Origin of the sequence: Agrobacterium vitis (assembly GCF_013426735.1) — a bacterium.
GTDB classification, from domain to species: domain Bacteria; phylum Pseudomonadota; class Alphaproteobacteria; order Rhizobiales; family Rhizobiaceae; genus Allorhizobium; species Allorhizobium vitis_D.
In genome coordinates this window covers 1,965,147-1,990,592 of the sequence record NZ_AP023272.1, presented here as the reverse complement: position 1 = coordinate 1,990,592, position 25,446 = coordinate 1,965,147, and the positions used below count along the sequence as shown (strand labels likewise).

Annotated in this window: 24 protein-coding genes and 1 pseudogene; 8 read left to right on the top strand and 17 right to left on the bottom strand. The window is 55.9% G+C overall.

Annotated features, from left to right (window positions below; genetic code table 11):
- From H1Y61_RS09180 to H1Y61_RS09165, 4 genes and pseudogenes are all read left to right on the top strand, one after another.
- Entirely contained in the window at positions 1-1,227 is a 1,227-nt protein-coding gene (locus tag H1Y61_RS09180) for an MFS transporter (protein ID WP_180572409.1), read from the top strand.
- Positions 1,228-1,230: 3 nt separating this feature from the next.
- A complete protein-coding gene (locus tag H1Y61_RS09175) occupies positions 1,231-2,199 on the top strand; it encodes an NAD-dependent epimerase/dehydratase family protein (protein ID WP_180572408.1) in 969 nt (322 codons plus the stop codon).
- A gap of 17 nt (positions 2,200-2,216) precedes the next feature.
- Entirely contained in the window at positions 2,217-2,765 is a 549-nt protein-coding gene (locus H1Y61_RS09170; RefSeq protein WP_180572407.1) for a Rossmann-fold NAD(P)-binding domain-containing protein, read from the top strand.
- A 675-nt stretch (positions 2,766-3,440) separates the two neighbouring features.
- Positions 3,441-4,544, top strand: a pseudogene (locus H1Y61_RS09165) (IS630 family transposase).
- Here H1Y61_RS09165 and H1Y61_RS09160 read toward each other — a convergent pair.
- Positions 4,457-4,879, bottom strand: coding sequence for a hypothetical protein (locus H1Y61_RS09160; RefSeq protein WP_180572324.1), 423 nt, complete (start codon positions 4,877-4,879; stop codon positions 4,457-4,459). The pseudogene H1Y61_RS09165 and the gene H1Y61_RS09160 overlap by 88 nt on opposite strands.
- Before the next feature lie 53 nt (positions 4,880-4,932).
- Positions 4,933-6,107 (bottom strand): IS3 family transposase gene (locus H1Y61_RS09155; RefSeq protein ID WP_235680674.1). Its coding sequence is split into 2 segments (ribosomal slippage): positions 4,933-5,831 and positions 5,831-6,107, totalling 1,176 coding nucleotides; the frame shifts between segments, so codons are not numbered across the junction.
- A 153-nt stretch (positions 6,108-6,260) separates the two neighbouring features.
- Between H1Y61_RS09155 and H1Y61_RS09150 the strand changes: the two genes are divergently transcribed.
- The gene (locus H1Y61_RS09150; RefSeq protein ID WP_235680673.1) at positions 6,261-7,010 is read left to right on the top strand and encodes a tyrosine-type recombinase/integrase; all 750 of its coding nucleotides are present in this window, start codon (positions 6,261-6,263) and stop codon (positions 7,008-7,010) included.
- Positions 7,011-7,184: 174 nt separating this feature from the next.
- Here the strand turns inward: H1Y61_RS09150 and H1Y61_RS09145 are convergent, their stop codons facing one another.
- From H1Y61_RS09145 to H1Y61_RS09110, 8 genes are all read right to left on the bottom strand, one after another.
- A complete protein-coding gene (locus tag H1Y61_RS09145) occupies positions 7,185-7,532 on the bottom strand; it encodes a hypothetical protein (RefSeq protein WP_180572406.1) in 348 nt (115 codons plus the stop codon).
- Positions 7,533-7,535: 3 nt separating this feature from the next.
- A complete protein-coding gene (locus tag H1Y61_RS09140) occupies positions 7,536-7,850 on the bottom strand; it encodes a hypothetical protein (RefSeq protein ID WP_156597326.1) in 315 nt (104 codons plus the stop codon).
- A gap of 1 nt (position 7,851) precedes the next feature.
- On the bottom strand, positions 7,852-7,998 hold the full coding sequence (locus H1Y61_RS09135) for a hypothetical protein (protein ID WP_235680672.1): 147 nt from the start codon (positions 7,996-7,998) through the stop codon (positions 7,852-7,854).
- Entirely contained in the window at positions 7,991-8,266 is a 276-nt protein-coding gene (locus H1Y61_RS09130) for a hypothetical protein (protein ID WP_180572404.1), read from the bottom strand. The genes H1Y61_RS09135 and H1Y61_RS09130 overlap by 8 nt, the downstream gene beginning before the upstream one ends.
- The gene (locus H1Y61_RS09125; protein WP_180572403.1) at positions 8,263-9,090 is read right to left on the bottom strand and encodes a glycoside hydrolase family 108 protein; all 828 of its coding nucleotides are present in this window, start codon (positions 9,088-9,090) and stop codon (positions 8,263-8,265) included. Before H1Y61_RS09125 ends, H1Y61_RS09130 begins: the two co-directional genes overlap by 4 nt.
- A 96-nt stretch (positions 9,091-9,186) precedes the next feature.
- The gene (locus tag H1Y61_RS09120) at positions 9,187-9,948 is read right to left on the bottom strand and encodes a hypothetical protein (RefSeq protein WP_180572402.1); all 762 of its coding nucleotides are present in this window, start codon (positions 9,946-9,948) and stop codon (positions 9,187-9,189) included.
- A 72-nt stretch (positions 9,949-10,020) separates the two neighbouring features.
- Positions 10,021-12,393 carry a C1q-like domain-containing protein gene (locus H1Y61_RS09115; protein ID WP_180572401.1) on the bottom strand — a complete coding sequence of 791 codons (2,373 nt, stop codon included), beginning with the start codon at positions 12,391-12,393 and terminating at the stop codon, positions 10,021-10,023.
- A gap of 86 nt (positions 12,394-12,479) precedes the next feature.
- Positions 12,480-12,713, bottom strand: coding sequence for a hypothetical protein (locus H1Y61_RS09110; protein ID WP_180572400.1), 234 nt, complete (start codon positions 12,711-12,713; stop codon positions 12,480-12,482).
- A 361-nt stretch (positions 12,714-13,074) separates the two neighbouring features.
- Between H1Y61_RS09110 and H1Y61_RS09105 the strand changes: the two genes are divergently transcribed.
- From H1Y61_RS09105 to H1Y61_RS09095, 3 genes are read left to right on the top strand one after another with little or no spacing between them, the layout of a single operon-like run.
- Entirely contained in the window at positions 13,075-13,347 is a 273-nt protein-coding gene (locus H1Y61_RS09105; RefSeq protein ID WP_180572399.1) for a hypothetical protein, read from the top strand.
- On the top strand, positions 13,344-13,595 hold the full coding sequence (locus H1Y61_RS09100) for a hypothetical protein (RefSeq protein ID WP_180572398.1): 252 nt from the start codon (positions 13,344-13,346) through the stop codon (positions 13,593-13,595). The genes H1Y61_RS09105 and H1Y61_RS09100 overlap by 4 nt, the downstream gene beginning before the upstream one ends.
- Positions 13,592-14,446 (top strand): BRO-N domain-containing protein, encoded by an 855-nt coding sequence (locus H1Y61_RS09095; RefSeq protein WP_180572397.1) that lies wholly within the window; start codon positions 13,592-13,594, stop codon positions 14,444-14,446. Before H1Y61_RS09100 ends, H1Y61_RS09095 begins: the two co-directional genes overlap by 4 nt.
- A gap of 23 nt (positions 14,447-14,469) precedes the next feature.
- Here the strand turns inward: H1Y61_RS09095 and H1Y61_RS09090 are convergent, their stop codons facing one another.
- From H1Y61_RS09090 to H1Y61_RS09060, 7 genes are all read right to left on the bottom strand, one after another.
- Positions 14,470-17,577, bottom strand: a complete 3,108-nt coding sequence (locus H1Y61_RS09090) for a hypothetical protein (RefSeq protein WP_180572396.1) — start codon at positions 17,575-17,577, stop codon at positions 14,470-14,472.
- On the bottom strand, positions 17,577-20,600 hold the full coding sequence (locus tag H1Y61_RS27010) for a transglycosylase SLT domain-containing protein (protein ID WP_322790766.1): 3,024 nt from the start codon (positions 20,598-20,600) through the stop codon (positions 17,577-17,579). Before H1Y61_RS27010 ends, H1Y61_RS09090 begins: the two co-directional genes overlap by 1 nt.
- 2 nt (positions 20,601-20,602) lie before the next feature.
- Entirely contained in the window at positions 20,603-21,190 is a 588-nt protein-coding gene (locus H1Y61_RS09080; protein ID WP_180572395.1) for a hypothetical protein, read from the bottom strand.
- Complete coding sequence (locus H1Y61_RS09075; protein ID WP_180572394.1) at positions 21,190-23,307, bottom strand: phage tail protein; 2,118 nt, start codon at positions 23,305-23,307, stop codon at positions 21,190-21,192. Before H1Y61_RS09075 ends, H1Y61_RS09080 begins: the two co-directional genes overlap by 1 nt.
- A complete protein-coding gene (locus H1Y61_RS09070; RefSeq protein WP_180572393.1) occupies positions 23,308-23,964 on the bottom strand; it encodes a hypothetical protein in 657 nt (218 codons plus the stop codon).
- Positions 23,965-24,050: 86 nt separating this feature from the next.
- Positions 24,051-24,335: a hypothetical protein gene (locus H1Y61_RS09065; protein WP_180572392.1), complete on the bottom strand. Its 285-nt coding sequence runs from the start codon at positions 24,333-24,335 to the stop codon at positions 24,051-24,053.
- Positions 24,336-24,401: 66 nt separating this feature from the next.
- On the bottom strand, positions 24,402-25,346 hold the full coding sequence (locus tag H1Y61_RS09060) for a phage capsid protein (RefSeq protein ID WP_180572391.1): 945 nt from the start codon (positions 25,344-25,346) through the stop codon (positions 24,402-24,404).
- Between the last annotated feature and the right edge of the window lie 100 nt (positions 25,347-25,446).

The window sequence follows — 25,446 nt, the reverse complement described above, 5'->3', positions numbered from 1 at the left end:
ATGTCGTTAAACACCATAACGCTACCTTCTCGCTATTGGGTGTTCGTCATCACCTACGGAACCTCGCTCATCGGAAGTTGGCTCCAGCGAGTGTCCGCAGCTTGGCTGGTGTGGCAGATGACTGGTTCTCCTACATGGGTTGGAGTACTCAGTCTATCAGAGCTTGGAACATCTACTCTGGCCGCACCGATTGCCGGTGCAGTTGCCGACCGATTGGGCGAAAGGGCCATCCTTAAAACCGTAACCGCCATAGCCGTCGCATATTCGGCTATCCTCTCGATTGTGGTTTCACTGGCACCGCCGCCGCTGTTCATTTGGGTAGCGGGATCGATTCTTGTTGGAATTCTCAACGGCTTCCAGGGACCGGCACGTTTTTCATTCATCGCTTCTTTGGTTGAAAAAAATCAAATGACGCGCGCGGCAGCTTACAACTCTTTAATTCTCAATACCGCGGTTTTTGTCGGGCCTGTCACAGCTGGCTTTCTGCTCGGAACAGGGCCTGCATGGGTCCCATTTGCATTGAATGCGTTCGCAACCCTCACCTTCCTTGCCACGCTAACCGTTATTCAAAGCGCCCAGAGCCCAAAAGCCCCGATCAAAGATAATTGGTTTCGGCAGATCTCAAGTGGGTTCATGTACACAATAAAGTCGCGCGCGCTGGGACCTGTTTTTTTTCTGCTGATTGCCGTTTCGTTTTCCGCCCGATGCCTTATGGAGATGATGCCTAGCCTCGTTGGACTCCTCTTCGATGGGTATCCTTCAACCCTCTCATTATTGTCTGGCTCCATTGCTTCAGGTGCTTTTGTCGGCGGGTTAGCTATATCTCGCATACGGAATGAGATATCGCACTACAAAATGCTTGCCGTAGCAGGATTTCTCAGCGCGGTCACCCTTCTCGTTTTTGCTGGCGGAGGAAATATTTTGCTTGCCGTTCCTGTCTTGTTTACGCTTGGCGCGTCTCTCGCTGCTAATGGCATTGCCTCAGAAACTATCTTTCAAATGAATGTGGAACCCCCGTTCAGAGGTCGGGCCATGAGCCTTTACGGTATGGCAGTTCGAGGGGCGCCTGCACTTGGCGCTGTTACTATTGGCTCGATGTTTCAATGCCTAGGGCTCAGTCTTTCTTTGACACTCAGCGGATTCTCTATTTTTGTATGTACAGCGACCTTTATTTATAAGGTTCACTCATCTGGTATCGATCGCAAGGTCGCCAACGAGATTGGTTAGAAGATGGTTGAGTCATCTCGTGAAAGCCGAAGATACTTGATTTCAGGCGCTGGTATGCTTGGTAGCCATGTTGCTGCGATTTTGGTGCACCGAGGTGATGACGTCACCGTCCTCGACAAAGCACCAGACGCACGTGACTACCTCTGCGAGGTCTCCGGTACACATGTTCCATTCGTTGCTGCCGACGTTAGAGATCAGGCTGCAGTTCTTGATCTAATTCAGCGTATAAAGCCAAACGCAGTCTTTCATAGTGCGGGCGTCATGGAGAATTATTTCGACAATGAACTTCAGGCAGCTTTGGAGATTAACATCGCTGGCTCAGCATCGTTTATCAAAGCCGCATTCGATGCCGGTGTACCGCATGTGGTGCATGCGTCTAGTCTGGCTGTATACGACTTCTCCAATTCGGATTTGAGGTTGACCGAGACATCGTCCAAGACAGTCGACTCCGAATATGGTTTTGCCAAATTATACGTTGAGGATTGGATTGAACGATACGCTCGCCGCATTGGCGCCACTGGCATCTCGCTACGGTTTGCAGGGATTTATGGATGGGGAGAGTTTCGCGGCGAAGCGTGGATGGGGAAAATCCTTCAAGATACAGTCAAGGATCTTATGGCAGGTTGTGAAGAATCAGTTTCCATTAGACAAATGGCAGCATTGGGAGACAATGAATACTTGTATGTTGATGATGCCGCAAACATAACTATTACCGCGCTCGAAAAGCGACAACACCTCCGCTGCAACGTTGGAGCCGGGACTATCTCCACGAGTGCGGAGGTTATTTTGGCATTGAGACAGCTTTTTCCTCATTGTCCAAGCCTAGATTTCCGATCAGCTGACCTGCCATTATTCAAGCGCCGTCTCTATCCGCTCGATATTTCACTAGCCAGAAGAGAACTGCAATATGAGCCGAAAGTATCCCTCTATGAGGGCCTCCGGGCGATGCGAGACAAACTGGCTGCATTGTAACGGAGAGAAATGATACTATGTCTCGCTATTTAATCGTCGGCGGTTCAGGAATGCTCGCCCAGCTTTCGGGCGATCTCGCAAGATCGGGGAACGATATAACGGTGCTATCGCGGAATGCCGCTGCCGTTGAGAAATTGTCGAGTAATTCAGGCAAAGAACGCCTTTACCATTTGCAAGTTGATTATCGCAATGAAACCGATTTACGAACGGCCTTGGAGGCGGTCCGCCCTTTTGACCGATGCGTTTGCTGGATACACATGGAAAACGCGCCCAATGCACCATTCATAATTAGTGAATTTGTGCGGCAAGAATTTCTGCATGTACTAGGTAGTTCTTCTTTCGATCCCTCAACACCTGATATCATCGCTGACTTGCAAGAGCGATTTACTCTAACACGGCCGGATGTACGTTATCGCATTGCGGTTTTAGGCTTCACTGATTCTAAAATCGGCGGCACTCGATGGCTAACGCATGGGGAGATTTCCAGGGGCGTTAATTCCGCTCTATTAGCGAAAGAGGACTTGGTAATTGTCGGTCGGGTTTCACCCTGGTCTCAGCGACCTTAAAGGGATCGGTTCCGGCTCAATACTCTTCTTGCCTCAATTTTAGGAAAGAAGGCCTCTACAAATTTAGGGGCTACTCACTTCCGTAAACTTCGGGGCCAATTTTTTATCCGCCCCCCTCAACAGTCTGATGCGTACAAACCTCGAAACATGCATATCGCGAACCGACAACAGTTGGCACTAAAAGCCGACGATCTAGCCGCGTATTACGGGCCTCACACGATGTCTCCGGGATAAGCAGGCACGCATGGCATGCTGCACCATGAAGATGTCGATCGTCATGATCGCCATCTGGAGAGTGCTCGGCACAGATTGGATCGTTCGAGCATAACTCCAAGCGCTTAATCGCACGGCTTAGCAACTCGCCCACACGATGCGCCATGCCACTGAGTCCGCCAAGTGTGCCTTGGCTACGGCCGCCGATGTGTAAATTAGCAGTCCGTATCGGTCTGCTTGTCCAGCAACGCTCGAATAGACCCGCTCTTTCAAAGAGGAAAGCGGGTAGCCGCATTCTAGCGAAAGTTCAGACATCAGCGCATGGGAAAGCGAATGGAGAGCCCAGTAGGCTATTCCTAAATGAGATGGCGGTCGACTAATACGTCGCCTTGCTGATGTTGACTCTTTGGGCTTCCCAAATCGCGGTGAATCTGAATCTCTGGGGCAAACCGGAGGTTTACGATGCGATCAGGGATTTCGTTGCGTGAAGATTTTGATGGAGACCATCTCCGGCGGCTGGCGCGGCAGACGAAGGACGCGGCCCAGGTAAGACGCTTGTTGGCGCTCGCGTCGATCTATGACGGCGGCACGCGGTCAGATGCCGCCCGCCTCGGCAATGTCACGCTCCAGATTATCCGGGACTGGGTCCTGCGCTTTAACGAACGCGGCCCCCAGGGCCTGATCAATGGCAAGGCTCCCGGTCAGCAGTCGCGGATGAACGATCAGCAGCGTGTGGCGCTGGCGCAGGCCATCGAGCGTGGTCCGACGCCCTATCTCGACGGCGTCGTTCGCTGGCGTCTGTGCGATTTGGCGCAATGGCTCTGGGAAGAGTTTCGCGTTTCTGTGAGCGAGCAAACGCTGAGCCGTGAAGTACGAGCCATGGGCTATCGCAAGCTGGCTGCCCGGCCCAAACATCACGCGCAGGACCCTCAGGCCATTGACGATTTTAAAAAAGTTTCCCAGCCGCAGTGGCAGAAATTGTTGCCGGAGCAGCCCAAGGAAAACGAATAGAGATTTGGTTCCAGGACGAGGCCCGGATCGGGCAGAGTGAGGCGGAAAAGCAAATGATCCAGTGAATCATTTGCCCGACGAACGAAGATCACGCGCCGTTGGGCCAAGCGCGGAACGCGACCGTCCGCGCCGCATGATCAACGCACGAGATCGGCCTATATCTTCGGTGCCATCTGCCCGAAGCTCGGCAAGGCCTCCGCGCTGGTCATGCCATGGTGTGACACCTACGCAATGACCCAGCATCTGGCTGAAATCGCCCGTCATGTCGATGACGGCGCGCACGCCATCCAGATCATGGATCAGGCTGGCTGGCACATGTCCAACACGCTCGTCGTGCCCGACAACATCACCATCCTGCCGTTGCCGCCGAAGTCGCCGGAGCTCAATCCCGTCGAAAACCTTTGGCATTTCATGCGCGAAAACTGGCTCTCAAACAGGATCTTCAAATCTTACGACGACATCGTCGCTCACTGCTGCGATGCCTGGCGAAAGCTCGAAAGCCAGCCGTGCCGCATCATGTCCATCGGACGCAGAGAGTGGGCAAATGGGTTTTGATCAATGAGACGGCGTATAAATCGGTCCGCATCAAGCTTTTCTCCCTCCTTCAATATCACTGCCCGATCACCCGCTTCCGCATGTCCGCGCCAGCGGCTTATAAACTCAGGGTTGACATGGAGAAAGATGCCCTCACCAAACTGTTCTGTCGCCGGAAGCCACTCGACGTTGCGGGCAAGATCAGCGCCGTCGACTGCGAGCTGAATTTCATCCAGCTCGCTCTCTGCAGCTGTTGGAGGTGGTTCAAGGCGGGTAAAGCCATATAAGCAAGTTACCTCCCGCAGCCGATGAACCTTCACAATCCCAGCAAGGAAATCTCGCCACGGCTCATCCAACTCAAGTTCTTCGGTCTGGACTTGCCCGAAAAAAGTGGAGAGCGAAGGCTTCTTCAGGGTGTCAGCTTGAGAGGGATGCTCTCGAACTGAATTGGGCTTTTGTAGCCCAAGGAGGAATGTCTTCTTTTTGGATTATAGAAGGCGTCGATGTATTGTCCAATGGCGATTTCAGCTTGGGTCCTTGTTTTGAATACAGTTCGCCAAACCAGTTCTGACTTGATTGTCTTGAACACGGTTTCCACCATGGAATTGTCATAGCAATTGCCCTTGCCGCTCATCGACAGGATGAACCCGTGAGCTTTCAGAAGCTTTTGGTAGTCGGTCGCGCAATATTGACTACCACGGTCGGAGTGGTGAATGACATCCTTCGGCGGTCTGCGGATGGCTATGGCCCGTCGTAATGCCGTCAATGCCAGGTCCTGCTTCATTCGATCACTGGTGGCCCAGCCGATAATACGTCGAGAATAGAGATCGACAACAATGGCCAGATAGAGCCAGCCTTGCGTCGTCCAAACGTAGGTGATGTCAACACCCCACTTCTGATTTGGACCTGTGGCGGCAAAGTCCTGATCCAGAATATTGGGGGCAACAGGCCCTTTGTGATCGCTGTCAGTTGTTCTCTTGAATCGGCGTTTCTGCAATGCCTTCAAACCATTGTCATGCATGATGCGAGCAACCCTGTGGCGACCGACGCAAACCCCGTCTTCCTTCAGTTCCACCGTCATGCGTGGGCTTCCATAGGTTTCATGTGAGGTGGTGAACTGAGCCCGGATATGAGCCAAAAGAACCATGTCCGTCCTTTGCCGCAGGCTTGGTTTGCGTATGTCCCAAGCGTAATATCCGCTTTCACTGACACCCAGAAGCGTGCAGGCACGCTGAACAGGAACATTGGCCTTCTCTGCCGCAATGACCTTGAATTTCATTTCATGGTTTCCTTTGCAAAGAAGGCGGCTGCTTTTTTTAATAAATCGCGCTCCTGACGCAGAATTTCATTTTCCTTGCGAAGACGCGCCAGTTCCTTGGCAGTATCTTCGTGTGGTCCAGAAAGCAGGTCGGCTTCCTTGTGGGCGCTCACCCATTTCCCAAGCGTCGAGAGCCCAACGCCAAGATCATCGGATATTGCACGCAACGGCCTGCCGCTGGTGCGCGCAAGTCGGACAGCCTCAGCTTTGAAAGCATCTGTGAACTTGGCGTGGCGGCCGGGTGAATTCTTCTTCGTGTTCGTCATAGGGCGAAATCCTATCAAAGGTTAGGGATTCGCTCTCCACTTCTTCCGGGCAAGTCCAGTTCGCTGATTGATGAATATCGTCAAACGGCCCGCTATAAGGCGCTCTCGCCATCAACTAGGCGCGATTATGAGAGGATCTTCGGAGTCATTCGCTTGGAGTACGGAGATTGTCCGCTTGCAGCCGTCGAAGCTCGTGGCAGCCGCCGTGGCTTTCTGTCGTGGCGCGACAAGATGAAAGATTCGCCTCGCTCTGCCGATATGCACATCGCCCTGCTCAGCCGCCTGTTCGTCTGGGCTAAGGACAGCGAATACATCATGCGTAACCCGCTCGAGCGCGTGGAGCGACTGCACGAAGGTAACCGGAAAGACATCATCTGGAGTTCCAACCAGATCGACAAACTTCTCGCCGAGGCATCGCCGCACATCCGCGACGTGGCCAAGGTGGCGCTTTGGACGATGCAGAGACAGGCAGACATCCTCACGATGCCGACGCTCGCCTTCGACGGCGAGCGGCTATCAATCAAGCAGGGGAAGACTGGCGCGCGCGTCCGGGTGATAGCAGCGCCGGATCTGATGCCTATGCTGCGTAAAGCTATAGAGGCACAGCGCCAAAGAGTTTTGGTCAACTCGTTCGGGCAAAACTGGACTTCAAGCGGCTTTCGGGCGTCTTGGCGCAAGGAAATGGCGAGGCTCGGTATAAGGGGCGTCACGTTTCACGATCTGCGCGGAACCGCGATCACCTTCGCCTATGCGCACCTCGACCGGCCGCATGACGAAAAGATAAAACTCATTTCCGAAATATCCGGCCACTCGCGCGAAGACGCCGAATCGATCATCCGCAAGCATTATCTCGCCGGCCAAGAGGTTATCGACGCTATTGGGCGAGGAACGTCCCGTGAATGAAACTGTAAAACTCTAGATGACCTGTAAAACGACGCAAGAAACTCCCGGCTAAGTTATTGAAATGGTGGGTGATGTAGGGTTCGAACCTACGACCCGCTGATTAAGAGTTATTTCGGAAATGACCTAATACAATGGCTTGCGGGTGTCAACATGCGACGGAATGTTCCTATCCGTCTATTTCCCGATAAACCATTTCAAAGCGCCAATAATCGTTTCAGAGACCGAATATAGCCAACCGGCAGCCGCCAAAACACCGCCGCCAACCCACAGCAATTTTTGCCCGAGCCAACCCGCTCCGGCGGCTTTGGCCTTCAGCTCCTGATATTGTTGCAGGGTCATGGTGTGGCCGGTTATGGACACTTCCACCGCACCCACACGGACATTGATCAGCGCCAGAGCCACATCCTGCTCATTCAGCTTTTCCCATGTCCGGCGGCCGCGCTCGGAGCCTTCCTTCGAAACATCGTCGATGCGGCGATTGATCTGCGCAAGCTCACGCAGGATGAGGGCGGAAGTGTCCATGACTTACTCCAGGATCAGAAACACATCGGGGTTCGTTGCCCCGGCCAGCGTCACGACAATCTCACCCGAGGTTTGAAGCACGAGCTGCTTCACCACGTCGTTGTTGCCGTCCACCTTGGAAACGGTCAGCTTGGCGTTTGGCACGGGTGTTTCAATCGGCAAGCTATCCACCGGCGAAAGATCGAGAGACTTCGAAGACACGGACAGTGTGCCGCCGCCGAGGCTTCCCGAATATTTCAGCATCCGGTATCCCGCATCAATGCGGCCGGAGACGCCAGTGTTCCACACCGCATTGGCTTGCAATCTTTTGATAGGCATCTCACTTCCCTTTCCTGCAAAGTTCGTCTTTGGCGCACTGCATGTTGTGCGCCACCACCTGGCGGGCAAAGCGTTCATCGTGGTTGACGATCCAGGCGGCCGTTTCCGGCGCGGGCGTCAGCGCGGCATAGCCAGCGCCATCATTCACACTTCCCGTTGTTCCACATCCGGCCGAGAGCGCGGCACAGGCCAGCACCATCCATCTGCTCAATAACGCCATCGATCGTTCCTCGCTCGTTCAGCTGCTCGATCAGCTCTTGTTTCGCCGCATCGGCCGCCAGCGCCTTGCCATCCATCCGGCCTTTGACATAGGCAAAGAGAATGGCGAGTAAGACGAGGCCCGTCAGAGCGCCGAGCGCGGCGGCCCGCCAATGCTTCTTGATGAAGGCCAGCACGGCCAGCGCCTCGGTAATCACACCGCCACCCCGTTCACCGCCACGTCAACGGCCTTGGCCTTGCGCTTGGCATAGATGCTGTAGACAATGCCGCCGATTGCCACCAAGGCCCCGGCAACGGTCAGAAAAGCGATGATCTTGCCGACCAGTTCGATGCTGGAGAATGGCGCAAGCTGCTGGGTGGTCTGAGCCAGCACGGCGCTGGCACCGCCCACCGCCGTGGCGGCTTCACCGGGTGCAGAAGACGGCGCGGCCTTGACGGCGGAAACGAGGGCTTTGGCATCACCGTTTTCATGATAGACTGGAGCCGGGCCGACATCGCCGCTGGCCCATGCCTGGCCGACATCGAGCACGTGCTTGAGGCGTTTCACCCAGCCGTTCTTATTGGCTTCCCAGTTCTTCAAGCTTTTCATGAAGGCAAAGCGCAGGCGGATGATTTCGGCCACCAGCGCATCATGGTTGATATGCGCCTTGGCAGCGGCAATCGTAGCTGGGCCAACCACACCATCGTCAGGCACACCAAGCGCCCGCTGCAACCATTTGGCACTTTGCGCCACACCGGAGTTCACCGCGCCGTCTAACACGACATAGGAAACACCAGAAGGCAACTGATCACCCTTCACCAAGGCCCAGTAGCGGCCACGGTAAATACTCTCCGCTTCGGCCCGCACAATGAACTTGACGGATTGCGGTGCAGCACCGATCGACCGCCGATAAACATCATAGACGGCTTGCGTCACACCCATATTGGTTGCGCCGCCCGGATCATCCTTTTTCGGGCGGTTGCTATATCCGCCCTCGGAACCAAGCACCTGCGCAACGCTGCGTTTGAAATCGTCCGCCATAAAAAAAGCTCCAGCCTGATTTGCTGGAGCCAGTTTAGGGCCGGGCGGATGGCGTCAAATGCGGTTCGTTTTAAACAGGGGCTTGAATAACGCCCGTCAAGGATCGGATATCGAGATAACCAGGTCGTCTATCTTACCCGACCATTTCACATAAAGATTTTTGCGAATGGCAACCTCAAGATTTGAGGCCGCTAGCACCAACTCAATTTGGTATTCGCCAACTGGTAACGCATCTTTCCAGCTTTCAAACTCGACGAAATCAACGTTGGTAAACGTTTTCAGATTTCCAGCAGTGTGATGGAAAACAATAATCCAGTCTTGGTCGGCGACATCTCGCCGTTCCCATGACCTTATCCCGTGCGGCCAGCCCAAAGTGAATTGGGTAATGTCGTTTAGCGGTCGCCCCCATCCATCATCATTTTTACGTCGGATCGATTTGACTGTGCAGGATACGTTCGTCATAGGACGCGAAACGGTCAGCTTCAGCGCTATACGATCGTTTTCGTAACCAGGCCGGTTCCTTGACACATGTTCATCATCATTCTCGAAACTGATCGAAATCGGATATTTTAGCCGTTCAATTCGAGCTTTTTGCTGACGATAAAGTCGAAAAGGTGAACTTATGAGCATGTTACCTCCAAAGAAAAAAGCTGGCACATAGATAGCGTAAGCCTGCCACCAATTGAGAACATCAGTGCTTAAGCCCGCTAGCGTAGCAAACCCGAACGGTGGCAAAATCACAGTCAGTAAGAATTGAAGTTTTCCGTCCGCAGAAACCGAAAGGCGGGTTAGCTCACGAAGATAATTTTCCAGATCGTTCCACATTAAAATACCCCCATAGGGAGAATAAATTAACATGATTCCACCATTAGGAAAGAGCATCCCCAGTAGGGCTGTCTATGGCTCCTCTTGGCCACACACACTGTGACCTTAAAAAGCACGAACAAGGTGACCGTCAAACATCGTGGCACCAAATCCGCCAACCATGCTGATAACCTTCGTGGTGCCGCCATTCACAGTTATCCGAGGGTAAACTTCCTCCCCCGCGATAAGATATACGCCGCAAGACAGATTTAAGCTCATGGCCCCGCCCGCTGCTTGCGCGTATGGATTGGTCTCAAATGTTCGGTTTCCTGCCGGTGTGACTAAAAGCAGGCTTCCATCTACATGCGCTGATGTTACGCCAGTCATTTTTATGCATAGGTTAAATTGATGCGGTCCGGTTACTTGAGCGACAAATTTTCCTGTTGCTGTGTTATACCCGCTTCCGGTATTAATCTGTGTTGTGTTTAAAAGTAGCGTGTAGAAAGTCCCGTCGCCGGTGACGCTAGGGATTGTAGTGCTGGCATAGGCAATGAACGCGGTTCTATATTTCCCCAACACGTCGCTTGGATCATAGATGCGCGTAGTCGCATTGCTGACGACTGATCCCTCCGCGATATCAGAGCAAGTGCCATCAATATTGACCGCTGCCCCAATCGAACCGCCTTGCTTGTCCACAACGAGGTTCGACCAAGCCCCCTTGTTTGTTGTCCCGGACAGGCGCAAGGCAGCGGTTACGGCAGGTCCGTTACAAATGAGGTTATCGACCGTAAACCTCGTAACGTTGTTTAGCTCGACGTGATTGGTCGTATCCGCAAAAGCTGTGAAGGTGGTGATTGCGTCGATCTGGATTTGGCCATCGGCACTGGCGTTAGATATGGTGATCGATTGCCCGGCGTAATGGTAGCCGTTTGTCGCATCACCAATTACACCCACCTCTTGGTACGCGGTGTTGTAACCGGGTTCGATAAACCCGCGATCCACTGACATAAGGCCGAGCGCAATAGCGCACACATTATCAGTCTTGAACGTATTCCGAGACGCATTCATATGCCCGTTTTGGAATTTCCACGTTCCGACTGTTGTCCCCGTGTGCGATCCTTCAAACGCGTCACGGCACCCCCAGATTTCAAAGTTCGTCCAATAAACTCCCTCAATCCAACCCGTGATCGACGCGCCTTTGGTGAAGCCATTTACCCGCAAGCCTTCCGCGTCAAATCCAAATTGCGCGTCATCGCTCGTGTCATTCGCCCGAATGCGAAGTCCGTATGTTGATTTACCGGGGCCGCCGCCCTGAAGCATGACGTTCTTAAACTTTACAAAACGGCACGACTGAATATCCAAAGCAGTTTGCCAAAATTGCGAAGGTCCAGTTGATCCGCTCCCATATATACCGTCGAAGCCGATGATAACGACATCGGTCAACTCTAGCCACGTGTCTATCACCCCGGCGTCTGTCCGGTAGATCTTGACGCCTGTATCCGTAGCCGCGCCTTTGGTAGCTACGGTCACACCTTGGAGCGCTTTCGAATGGTAGCCGGCGGGAGGCCGCCCCTTGCAGGGGAGTTTCAGGCCACCGGAGGAAAAGACAAACAGCGTTGCACCGGGGCCGGCGCCGATAATTGTCCCGGTGGACGTTTCCGGGAACGTTACATCGCCGCTGAAGTTATAGCGTCCAGCAGGAAAGCGCGTGACCCCAGCCGCAAGTGCGGCATTTACCGCAACGGTGTGGTCCTGCAACCCGGTCATTGCCGCAGCGTCCAAGATTTGCAACGATGTCATGTAATCAAAAACAGTTCGTGCGCCAACCCATAACGCGGCGCCTATGTTACTTCTCGCTTGCGCTGACTGCGCGTCAGTCAAGCTCTGCGCTGCATCGAAACGCACACGCTTGTCGAGGCCATCGGTAATCGAAGACGCAGACGCCGCGGCGGCTACCGCTGCTGCTGCTGCTATTGCTGCGTTCTCTTGTGCGTTGGCAATGTCCGCAGCATTTGCGCCCTTGACCAGCTGGTTGCCGCTTTTCATCAGCGTGTCGCCGTCGTCAAGGCCACTGGATACAGTCAGACCGGCACCAGCATCGAAATCCATCTTGATCGACCTGTCACGGTCACGCGCCAGCTCCTGCAAAATCGTGCCGACTTTACTCAGTTCCTTTTCCAGGGCATCCGGGTTCAGTTGCACGCCTTGCGTCAGGCCCGCCGTGCGCTCATGCACGCGCGCGGAGATCACCTTGATTTTCGTGGTGTTGGGAATAGCTCCGGCAAAGGCGATGGAAAATTCGTCGAAAGGCTCATCGCTAGCCTTGGTGATCGTCACCGCCTGTTCTGTCCAGACGGTTGCGCCCGTGGCCTTGGTGTAGATCAACACATCGGCGCTATCGAAGATCTTCAGCCCGAACGGCCCATAGCTCGAACCGCCATCCCCAAAGAAAATCGCTTCTTCCCGCGTCTCACGCGAAATCGGATAAGGTTGCGCCATGGAAAAGCCCCGCCTGAAAATCAATCTCAGGCAAGGCTAATGGATGGCAGGGCATGTTCAGTGGGTTTGGAGGGCGCTTCTCAGTCTCATTTGCCGTCCGATAAGGGGCGTGAAACACTCTCGTGCAGTCTTTCCCGTTGAATTCTGATATCGATCTCGGTGCGATCATCCATTTCAGATTGCCGCATCACTCTTTCAATTTCTTTTTCCGTCCACGCATGGCGAACAATAACGTGTTTCCCCAACATGGAGACACCGATAAACGGAAATTTACTCCGATCTTTCGGACGATATATTTGCTGTTGAAAATGATCCTTCATTCTCGCGTCGCCCTCCCAGACAAACACGAGTAAAATCACAAAGTTACGGCCGAGAGTCGAGTCCTATTTTTCGGATAAAAGATATTCGGTCAAAATCCGGCGGATCGCATCCTGCCGATTAGGCAAATCCGGCTGTTCTCGCCGGAAATCATCCAACTTTGCCAGGAGATCGACGGCCAAGCGCAGCGTCAGCGCCTCTGTATCCGAAGGAGGCCGACCACCTCGGTTAGGTTTTTGAGTTTTTAACATTGACAACCTGATTTTTAAAGTTATAGGTTTTTAATGTCACAAACAAAGCGACCGCGCAAGAGGCTGGAACCTCAAACGCGGTCTAACCGAAACCGATCACCAGGAGATCGATATGGCTGCCGCTACCTATAAACAAACCGCCAGCGCCGCGCAAATGACCAATGGGCTGCACACGATGGAAGACAAGCTTGTCGATCTACGCGCCATGATCCGGCTGGGGCTGACATTGACGGAGCATGTTGACCAGCAGACGTTGGGCAAATTGCTTGGTGAGTTGAACACCCTGTTTTATCTGTTGCAGGACAAGGTGGATGCCTGCGCCACCACCAACGCCGCCATGTTCCGCGCCGACTATGCCGCCGCCGATGCGAGGGCCATGCAATGAGCAAGAAACAGAAAGCGACGACACAAAAATGCAAAAATACGTCCATTGCTAAATTGCATAGAATTGATGGGCTCGGAAAACTCGTAAACGGTTACGTTGCTATCACGATGCCACTAACCCGCGACGAGGTAAACAGCACGCCCATCATTAAAAAAGAAGACCTCGTAGGCATATACACCGCGATCACGATCATGCGGGACTTGGCGGTTGAAGTTGCGCGTAATCTTAATCAGGAAAATGCCGAATGAATGCCATGATCAATTTCGCTTTTGAGGAAAAACTCGTCCGCGTCGTCGATAAAAATGGCGAACCATGGTTCGTCGCCAAAGATGTCTGCGATTGTTTGGGCTTAACCAATCACAAAATGGCAATCAAACCACTCGATAGCGATGAAAAGGGGGTAAGTTCAACTTACACCCTTGGCGGCGAACAAGAGATGATTATCATTTCCGAAGGAGGTCTTTATACCATTATCGTTCGGTCAAGGCTGGCAACGACACCGGGAAGCCTCCCACATAGGTTCCGCCGATGGGTCACAGGTGAAGTCCTGCCTCAGATCCGAAAAACCGGCAGCTACCGCCCCGCGAACGACACCACCGCCATGACACCCCAACAGATGGATATGCGCCTGGCGCTCGACATGGTGCGGGAAGCCCGGTTGATCCACGGCAAGCAGCGCGCCGCCCGTCTCTGGGAAAGCCTGCCCATGCTGCCAAGAGTGCCGGAAATCCCGGTTTTGCAGAATACCAACCACGCCGCGGGGGCGGAATGCCTTGCCCACCTTCTGGCCTATCGGATCGAGACCGGTGAATGCGTGGCCGAGCTGATCGCACAAGCGATGGACACGGGCGAGGTGCTGGATACGCGGTTGCGCGAACTGGGCATCCGCCCGATCACCGAGGGCGAACCGGGCATTGCCATGACCACAAACCCGACTTTGACCGGCGGGCTCTTCCGGGATACCCGCTGGGACAAGGGCCGCCACACAAGCGCCCTGCGCAGCCTGCCCGGCGTCACCAGCTTCCGCCACATCAAGTTTCAGAAAAACGCCAACAGCGCCAGCATCTTCATTCCTGTCGAACTATTTGAGGAAGCGTAGGGGTACCTGCTTTACAGGTACCCCTAACGTGTCCCACGTTGCGGCGGCTCGATACCCAACCATTCGTCAACCTCGTCTTCGACATTATCCACCAGCAAGCGCCGGATCAGAAACAAATTCTGCCCGGCCACCAACCGCCGCATATTCGTCGTGTCAGACGCCTTCCATTCCGCATCGCCGCCCAAGGCCTTATTGAGCAGGGTGGACATGGATTTCACCGTTGCTTCCGCCTTGCCGAACACCGGCCCCAGCAGCGCCCCGCCGGGCGAACGGCTGATATAGCGGGCGTCCGGCATATTGGCACCGATCAGCCGGTAGGCATCCGCCGCCCCGCCAGTCCATTTCGCCAGAATGGAATTGCCTTCTGAATACCAGCCGAGAATGCCGGAGCGGTTGATACCGGCCTTGATCCAATCCGAAGGGCTATTCGGCGCATCGCGGTTTGCCGCGATCGAATAGGCATATTCGGCAATGATACCCAGCACGATGGCCGAGGCCGCCCCTTGCAAAACCTGAGCATCACGAGCCTGAAGGCTGCGCACCAGCAACCGCTCATTGGCGGCCACCACGAAGGTTTTGTATTGCAGCACCAGCGAGGCCACCGGGTTGCTCATCACCAGCGGCTTTTCAGCGCCGGGCGTCAAGATCATCAAATCAACATCACGGGCAAGCGCGCCCTCGAATGCGTCCCGCGCACCGATATCCGTCCAGTTCGCCGTATTTGGCAGCCGCAAATTGTCCACCATGTCTGAACCGCCATCGAGCGCCAGTTGCTTGGCGATCCGATCCGCCATCACATTATCAATGCCCGCTTCCGCCAGATTGCGAATTTGCCGCGCCGTGCCTCCCCCGGCTGCAATGGCATCCGCCGCCTTTGACAGCTCCGCCCCCGACACCATGCCAGCGGCGAACTTGCCGAAATCCGTCCACGGCGTCAGCATGGATGCAAGACCGAACTTATCGGCCATGACCGATGTGGCCCGCTCGAAACGGGACGTCGGTTTGTAGACATCGAGAATATCGTGCATGCCGCTGGTGCGGGTTGCCAGATAGGTTTCCGCCGCCACACCAAGCGTCTGCATTTGCTGGCGATATTTTCCGAGCTGCGCCCGCAGTTCTGGATCGGCTAGGCTTTTCAACATTGGCCGCCAGGCATCCTTGAAGGTGGTGGCAAAACCATGTCGCCATTGTAACCCGGCCAGATCGGAAAGCGAGGACAAAGCAGCGCCGCCCAGATTGGTAATCATGTCATACCGCGCCGCCGTTGCTGCAACCCGGCCCATCATCCGCATGCGCGGATCGGCGGAATATCCATAGGTGTGACGAACCCGGTCACGCATCGCCGCGAGATCGGTGACAACTGCATCATAGTCCTTCTTAATCTTGGTGCGCGCGCCTTCCGTTATCGCCGCTGACTGTTTTGCCGCCGCCTCGTCCTTGATCTTCTTAAAGGTCTCAGTCATATCCACGTCGCCGAATTTCTCGGTCAACAACACGTCCGGCACCATGGTGCGCAGATAGGCTTCCACCGTATGCTGCACATCCGTTTCAATGAAATCAGCAACCATATTATCCGGGATCATGAACACGCGCCCTGCCAGAGGCCCGCGCGCCGTGCCACCAACGCCATTGGCTGGCGCACCGCGCGCAGCATCATAAGGCAAACGGCCATCCGGGTTTCCGACGATCCGGTCTACAATGTCATCCGCAAGGCTTTCCAGCTCTTGTCGCGTCCGAGGTACAATATCATCACCGTCCGAAAGAGACTTCGCTTCCCGCTCGGCAATCCAGTCAGCGAAAATTTTCTTGGCCTCGGGCCGCCGGGCGATCAGCTTTTCCTTGTTCCACATGCGCATCATGTAGCTATCGGCGGTTTTGACATCGATATCTTCGGGCAACAGCTTGGCGGCAATCGCCCGGTCGCGCCATGGGTCCAGAACATTCTGACGGATATACTGCGCCGCTTCCGCCACCTGCGGAATGTCGTGAGTATCGCCATTGCGCAAGGCGCGGTCCACTTCCGTCTTCCAGTCGGCGAACGTCAGTTTTCCGTCTTCTGACCGGCCCAGCATATCGCGCGCGCCGGTGAGCGCTTTCTGGATTTTACCAGCTCCCTCCTCGCCAAACCGATAATCAGTATAAAGCCGGTCGAAATTCTGCGCTACGCCCACCCTCGTCTTCCCGGTTTCGAGCTTGACGAGCCGATCCAGCGCCGGGCCTTGCGTGGTAGCGATACCCTGGTTGTTTTCCTTGAAGATGTAAGGCGTTTCAACCAGATCGACCACAGCGCGGCGGGCGGTCTCGAAATCAGAATTTAGCACGCGCCGGGGCGGCGAGACCTTGGCAGTCACATCCGGCAGTTTTTTCAGGAAACCGGGCGTATCCATTTCCAACGTCCGCGTATCGGCGGCGGCGGCACCAACGGACTGCGCACCGGGAGAGCGGGCAACGACAGATGGCGGATTGGCAATATCAGCGCCCCATGCTTCCCGGTCCGCATGAAGGCTGTCTTCGAGCACCTTGCGCTCACCCCGCGAAAGCAGCGCGCCAGCACCTGCCCCGAGCAGGCCGGAAAGCACAGTGGCCGTGCCGACACCCAAGGCAGCATCGCCAATAGTGTAATCCGGCTTGGTTGCCATCATGACGCCCTCACCTACGGCGGAAGACGCCGCACCCGTCAAAGCAACATCCGCCCCAAGCCGTAAGGCATTCGCCCCTTCCGCAACACCGGAAAACACCTTGGCGATCGGCAACATGATGGTTGGATCGAGCATGCCCATGCCAACCATGGCAACCGTGCCGCTCCAGCCGGATTTTCCCAGCACAGCACGAGCATTCTCATCTTCATCCCATTCGCTCATGATTGCACGGGTTTCCGCCTCATTGCGGGCAAAGGCGAAACGCTCCGGGTCATTTTCAAATTTCGTACCCTTAATGGCAGGAAACGGATTATAGTCCGGCTCCGCCTGCACATCGGCCCGGTTCTCCAGATAACGATAAGCGCGATACGGCCAGTTCGCTTCGACACCCGCCGCTTTCAGCGTGTCGAGAAACCCGGGATCGTCCTGCGCCGGTGCGTCCTGCGGCGAGGTGGCGCGGATCGGCACGAACTCATCAGGAATAGACGGCATTATTGACCTCCTGGGATATCAGTGTCGATACCGGCCCACGGCAATTCCTGCCGGGTCTTTTCATAAGTATCGAGCCGCTGTTTCTGTTCTGCCGGGATTTGCTGGATACGGCGCTGGCGGTCCGCCAGATCGGCCGGATCAGCACCGCCGGGATAGAGCGGACCAATCGCCGTGCCATTTCCAAACACAAGCCATGGATCGTTTCGCGTGCGCCGCGCCTCTTCCGCTTGTGTCAGCGCCTTTTTCCGGGCAGCGTCCACATCGAAGAAATGCCGCAGCGGCCTGCCCTTCTCATCTGTTATCAGCTCTTCCAAGCCCGTATCCGGGTTGACCTTCGACAGGAGATAGCCCGGAGGCTCATTCCGCTCTATTGCCGCTTTGGTTTTTCCATCGGAAACCAACGCCATGTTTTCCGGCTTGAACCCGCGCTCTTGCGCAACTTGCGTCAGTTCGTCCCGCATCCAATTTCCAGATCCGGCAACAGTGGGATAATGCTCTTCCGGCGGGTACAGCATCAAGCGGCCACGCGTGTTCCCATACACCGCCGTCGTTCCCCACACTTTCTGCATGCGCTCGACGGCCTGTTTTTTGGCCGTGTCTGCATCGCCGGAGGCCGCATAGCGTTCACCCATCAGCGTGGTGAAATCGTTCATCATCGCCCGTTGCGTCGCCTGATCAACAGGACCGCCGACAGAAAGGCTAAGGGTCCCATTTTCATTCAACAGCTTCACCACATCATCCGGCTGAAGTTTGCGGGCCTCTGCCTCGCCTTTCGTTACCAGCGGCTTGACACGTTCCTGCCATTTTGGATCATTGCGCTCTGTCAGCCATTTTTGCGCCTCTTCCGGCGTGGCGTACCGCACACGGGCCTGCCAGTCCTGAAGCCGATCCGTGGCATCCTTGCCGAAAGTCTTTTCGGTTTCCAGCAAACCAGTGCGCGCCGCAAACACATCGAGCTGCTTCATTGCCGAACTGTTGCGGTTCGGGTCCGTCGAGGTAATCGCGCTTTTGATCACCGCCTCTTCCTCAGGCCGGAAATATTTAGGCTGGACGCCAAAATGCTGGGCAGCCACATCAGCATAGACCATCCGGGTGTTCAGCGCTTCCGCCATTTCATCCGGGCTTGCCGTTGCAGGGTCTGGCAATTGCGATCCTTGCGGCACGATACCGAACCGCTCGGCAACGCCAAGCGGGTCCTGTTTCAGTTCGGCCTTCTGGGAGTTGACCATTTTCGTGGCCGCATCATAATCGTCAGGGGTTGGCGCGCGGCCACCTGCGGTCATCAGCGGCCAGAGATTGCTTTCAACCTCGCCAATCGGCTGTTTTCGCAGAGCATCGGCCACTCGCATTTTCAGTTCGGTGGAACGATAAATCTGCTCGCCTTCCGGCGTGGAACCCGCATCCATCTGAAATTTGGCATATTCCGCCGGATCGACCGGCAGGCCACGCATGACACGGGCAGCGATATCATTGCCTCGCTTCGATAGGGCCGTGACAGCAAGATGGTCCTGAGACCGTTGCTCACGTTCCCGCGCCGAAAGGCTTTTGTTGATCAGCTCCCATTCGTCAGCAGAAACGCCTTGCAGCTTGTTATCGCTGTAGTCCTTCTGCATCGTCTGGCGAAGGGAGGCGATTTCATCGGCGGACTTGCCATCGGCCTGACGGGAATAATAGCCAACCTGCATTTCCGCATGGCTTTGCTCCCGCGCCTGCTTTGCCTGTTGCGGGGTCATCATCCCCTTGGCAACAGCGGCATTATAATGATCGTCGATCTGCGCCTGCAAACCGGCAAGCTGGGTCGAGCCGGTATCATCATTGAACGTCATACCCGCCAGGACACGGGACTTGTTGTTTTCGAGATCCTGCACGCGGCCCTGAAAATCAACCAGGTCCTGTTGCTTCACTCTGATCTGCTGCGCATCCTGCGCTTTTCTTTGCAACTCATATGCGCCAGCCTGAAACCAGCCGCGATACTCGCTCTCGATTTCCGGGAAGACATGTTCGTTTACATGCGCCTGATACAGTTCCCCCATCGCCTTTTGCAGCATGGCAGGATCATCCTTGTATTTGTCATACACGGCGTCCTGATCTTGCAGCATCGTGAACTTGAGTTCCTGAAGATACGTCTTCTCCCCGGCAACATTATAGGCCCGCGCATAGAGCGTATCCCCCTCTTTCGGGCGAAACGCTCCCGCTTTGCCCGGCTCAATCTTCACCGGTGCGGCAGGCGTCACGGAAACAGGCGCAACGGACGAAGCGGAGGGGATGGACTTGTAGGAGCCCGATCCGAACTTGCTAGTCCACTTGGCCGCAAATTCACCAGCCGTCATGCCGTCCGCCCCGCCATTCAGGGAAACAGCCTCGCCACCCACCACATCGGCGGCACGGGCGCCGGGATTGGAAAGTAGCTTGATCGCCCCTTGCGCACCTTGCTGGTGTGCAAGGTAAAGCTCTCCAGACGTTGGGTCGCGGCCAAGCGCCGATTTCAGCGCGGCGGAATTGTCCTTCGCCAGCCGGGCCGCCGCATCGGCGGCTTGCGCCGGATCAAACCGATCGGCAAGGCCGTATTGCTTGGCCGTCCCATCGATAAATTGAAACAGGCCGCCCGCTGAAGAGTTGGGGTTTTTCGCATTCGGATCAAAGCCGCTTTCAACAGATGCGATCTGCATCAATGCGTTCGGATCGATACCATGCCGGGTGGCCGCTTCCGATATCACTCCGCGAATATTTTCCGGTGCAACGGCAATACGGGTTCCGGATTGCGCTGGCGCAACAGCATCACCCGTTACCGTCGATGCCCCCGGCGCTCCGGCCATGGCATCCGCTTCACCCGCCTTTTGCCCAGCGGCCACAGCTTGCCGGTCAGCCTGTTGCCCAAATTCATCGGCGACCCGGGCAAGGCCAGCCGCCACTTTACGCTCCAGCTCGCCATCATCGCGCGGACTGGGAAGCACCCCTTCCTGCAAAATCGGCTGCACACGAAAAGGCCGGTATCCGACCGGCTGGGGCAATCTGTTCGCCATGGTCAATATCCTCGGGCTTTGATGCTGGAACCGGTGCTGAACAGGCTGGTGGCGGCGCTGACCCAGCCGCCAAGCCGGGCTTTACCGGCCATCTTCCGGTAATTTCTCTCACGGTCGGAAAGCTGCGCTTGCGTGGTCTGTTCGGTTCCCACTTGGGTGGCCGTGCCAAGGTCCGCCTCCCGGAAGGCTTCCTTGCGCGCCTGCGTTGGCGTGCCGAAAGAAAGATCGGTTCCCGATGCGGCATAGGCCACATCCTGTTTTCCCACTTGATCAACCATCGCCTGCTTGATCGAACTTCGGCGCGATATCCCTTCCAGCGTCGTGAGCCGCTGGTTTGACTGTGCTTCCGTGGCCGCCTGCTCATAGCCTTCCGCCTGCGCATTCCCGGCGGAAACGGCAGAGACGGCACTCAGCACACCCGCCGTCCCCTGCAAAATGGAGCTGATGGAAAGCCCACCGGCAGCCGCACCGCCAACAGTGCCAACAGTGCCAGCAGTGCCGACCGCCCCGCCAACAGCACCAGCCGTTCCAGCCGCCGCCGTCCCACTACCAAAAAGCCCGCCCAATGCGGAAAGTGCTGCTGTCACCATCAGAGTTTGACCTTCGGAACATAATCGCGGAGCCGCAGCCGCCCCGGCCGCGTTTGTGTGATGGTCAATGTTGGGCCAGTTTTTACCCCGTTCAGTCCGGCAATGATCAGATGGCCGGTGTAACCACTCCAGGGCGCGGTCAGATCATCCGTCATCCGGCTCAGCGGGATGTTTCGGGCGGGCCTCCCATTCGCGCCGATGGCAATGCTATCGGTGTCGATCACATAGAAATCAGCCGCCTTCACCTGGCCGGGCCGCCGCACAACCGTATCATCTTGATTGACGCGCACATAAGGCATGCTCTCGCAAACCGGCGGCTCCCAAAGGCCAACTTTCAAAGAGGTGCTGGGAAAATCCGTGGTGATCTGCCCGCCGATGACGGTGAAAGGCCCGTCGAAATTGCGATTGGCCTCAATCCACACGGTCTTGCCTTCCAGCACGCCGAGGCCGGAGGCCACGCCACTGGCATTCGTCGAAACGGTCAAAGTCGCCTGAAACACCGTATCGGCGGCTTCCGCCAGCACTTCCAGGCGGGTAGCGCTCCCGCGCTTCACCATCACCCAAACCTGTTCGCTGCCATCAACGCAATGGCCGAGGATCGTTCCACCGGCATGCACGCCCCATTCCGCCGCGGCGATCATCGTCTGTTCGTCAGCCAGCATCTTGTTGACGATGATGCAGGCCATCCGGCCATCGTCGCGCCGATGCCAGATCCGGCTGGAGGTCGAACCGGCAATCTTGCGCTGCACCGTCTGGTTGGCAATATTGCGGACCAGATCCTTGCTCAGATCGTTTTGCCGGGTCGGATTGTAGCTTTCCGAAACAGCGTCATAGGAGACCGAGTAAAGCGCACCGCCGTCCGCGGAAACGAAAAACACCATTCCGTCAATCGAAACAGGCTTACAGTTCTTCTTGGAACCGATTTCGGAAGCGCGAACCCAGTTCATCGCTGAATTGCGTTCCACCGTGCGGTTGGAAGCAAACCATTCCGCCTGATCGGTGAAAATCACCAGATAGGTATTGTCAAGCATATGCAGGATGGTTTCGGAACTGGAGGTGCGAAGTGCTTCCAGCCGCGCCCCGGTATCGGCCGTATTCTCAATGTTGAGATTGAAATATTCCCCGGTCTCGCTCATTGCCACCGAGGCCTGCTTGGCCTTGGCGGCGATGTAGATGGCGCGATCCTGATAGATGCCCATGCCGCGAAAGCCGCCGCGCGAGGCCGAAATCAGCGGTTCGCCCGCCGTATCGCCAATCTGCGTATGCACAGGCAAGGCCGAGGCCGAGGACGTATTGACCACCGACACGCTGAAATCGTATTCCGAACCGGAAAGCACGCCACCGAATACCACTGTGTAGACGGCAAACCGGCCTTGCTTCGCATCCGCCGAAACCGTGACGCCGCTTTCAAACCCGCTCAGCGACGCGATAGCATCACGGATACGGGTGGCAAATCCAACCCAGTCAGCCGTATCACTATCAGGGTCCGCAACAGCACCCGAACTATTGGTCAACGAAACCGAGCCGGTCGTCTGTCCATCGACCTTGATGGACAACGTCAGCGCCGTCACATCGTCCACCCAACGCAACATGATCTGCCACGCGTCATCCGTCTTTGCATAGGTTCCACCCAGATCCACATCCGGGATATATTCCCAAGGCCAATCGCTCAGCGTCCAAATGGTATCGTCGGCGCTGTTGCGCAGCAGGCGATAGCCCCGGCCATTATTCAAGTCCTGATGGAAAATCCCGAATGTGTTGGCCTCCCCGAAAAATTCGAGATCCGGCACCATGGCGCTGGTAATCGCCGCAATGGCAATTTCCGCCACCTTCACCCGGTCATAACGCCAGATATCGACATAGCCGGGCGTAAACACCAGCGTGTAGGACAAGCCCACCTGCACCTTGAGCACCCCGGCTTTCAGGATATCCGAGCGCAGGGCGGCAATGTCAAAGCTACCGGGCAGATTGGCAAAGCCGGATTGCGGAATGGGTTCGAACCCCTTCATGACCAGCGCGCCGGAATAATATTGTTTCAGATTGACCTTACCGGCCAGATCCTCGGAAAGCTGCCCGGCATTGGCCGAGCTTTTGAATGGACCGCTGATCGCTGCCATTTACCACCTCCCATGCCAAGTGTCGCCACCGTCGCCCGCGCCTTGTGGCCGCACATTGATCAAAGGGCTGTCACCTTCCATCGGCTCACCCACCGGGCGGGAGGTCTTGTCCTGCGCCATCAACCGGCCAAACAACCCGCCACCGCCCTGTTGCGAAGGCGAGCCGAAGGCCTCCTGCAATCGATCAGCGCGCAAATTCTCATCCTGCCAGATTGGCACGGCAAGATAGCCGCCAAACGCCACTACGAAGGCAGACCGAAAATCCGGCGGCCAGATATCGGGAGAGACCAGAAATTTGCACAGCGACCACGTTTCGCGGCAATTGGCATAAAGCAGGCCTTCTTCAATGGTGAATTGCCGCAACGGGCGCGGACTGGCTCCCGCCTGTTCCATGTTTTTCAGCGGATTACCGATCCGAACGCCCGGCAAGTCAAAGGCATATCGCCAGCCGTTTTCAGGCTCTTCCTCCCGCAACCGGTTTTTGAAGGTCTTGAGCGCAAAGCTCCAGTCATGCAGACCGAAAATTTGGTCGACGGTCCGTTGCCAGACCAAAGCAACATTTTCCGACAACTCTGAGCCATCATCGACCGAAAACACCGGGCCAACACCGATATCGGCCAACGTCATATTGATGATTGTCGGTTTGTCGATTGTCATGGCAACCACCTGAAACAGAAAGGGACCGTGGCAGATTAGCCGCCACGGCCCCTTGTTCAGTGCATCTGCCCCGCCAGCTCGGCGGATCAGTCCGCCGTGGTGTCGCCGGTCACATCCGTCACGGTGACATTGCCGGTTGCCGGCACAGTCGCCACCTTGATCCGCACATATTCCGGTGTGCCGTCGCAATCGGCCACCGCGTTGATGATCGAATGCGGCGTCAGGTCATCCCGGCTGGCATTGAAGAAACCAGCCGTCAACATCTCCGCCTTGGTGTGGTCGGTCGCATAGTTGAAAAACTTGATGATCCGCGTATTGCTCAGCATCACCGGGCGGCCTGCCGAGACGAGGTCATACTTGATATGAGCCATGGTCCTGTTCCTGTTGAATGGAGAAGAGAAGCAATCCGGGCCGGACAAACCAGCCAGGATTAGCGCTTATTCGTTGATCTTCACGGCCTTGTTGATGGCCAGCATGCGAATGCGCTTCACGCCTTCCGGCAGAATGCCCACCGCCGCCGCCGAAAGCTGGACCTTGCCCAACCAGGGCGAACCCTTCAGGGTCGGAACCTGATCAATGGTCATATTCTCCTGATCCCATTCCACTTCGCAGCCCATGCTATCCTTGGTCCAGGCAAAGGCATCGAGATAACCCGTGCCGTTGAAGGGCAGACCATTGGAGCCAGATCCGAAAGCACCCGTGCCGAAGCTGAAATATTCGTTTGGCAACGTCACGAAATGCGTGCCTTGGAATGTCTTCTTCTTCATCTTGCTGGCCTTGGCAAAAGGCAGGTCAGCAGGGCCGGTGTAATCGGCATTGGAGAAATGCTTGTTGAAGCACAATTGCGTCATCCAGACCTGCGGAATGGCGCAGAAGGCTTCCTCATCCGATCCGGTACCGGCGATGCTGTCACCAATATAGGCCGCAAATTCCACATCGATTTTCGCCGTACCGTCACCGATGGTTTCCACGGTGGACGGCGTATCGGCCAAGGTAGACGTGGCATTGGCGAAATTGTTGAGCGCCGTCAGCTTGATGGTGTCGCGCTTCATGCGCACGGCCTGGGTCAACAGCTTGGAAATGCCGTCCTGCTGGCTTGGCCCCATCTTGCGCAGATCCTGCTGGAACCACGTCGCCGCCGCTTCATAGTCGGACAGGGACAGCGTGATGGTGTCCATGTTCACTTCGCTGGGGTCGATATCCTGCAAGGCGCGGGAAATCAGGTACATGGGAATGCGGCCGCCGAGAACTGGGAATTTAACGACACCCGCGCCGCCGTCGCCCCGGATCATCGTATCGTCGAGATAGCCGCCAAGCGCCATATAGCGCACGCGCACCATGTCGCGGATTTTTTCTACAAACCAATTCGGTGCAGAAGACATGAGAAACCCTCAATGTTTGTGATGGACGAAATCACCGTGAGGGCCGATTAGCCGGAGCTTGCGGCGGGTCCGGTAAAGGATAGCCGCCGCGTCGTCCAGG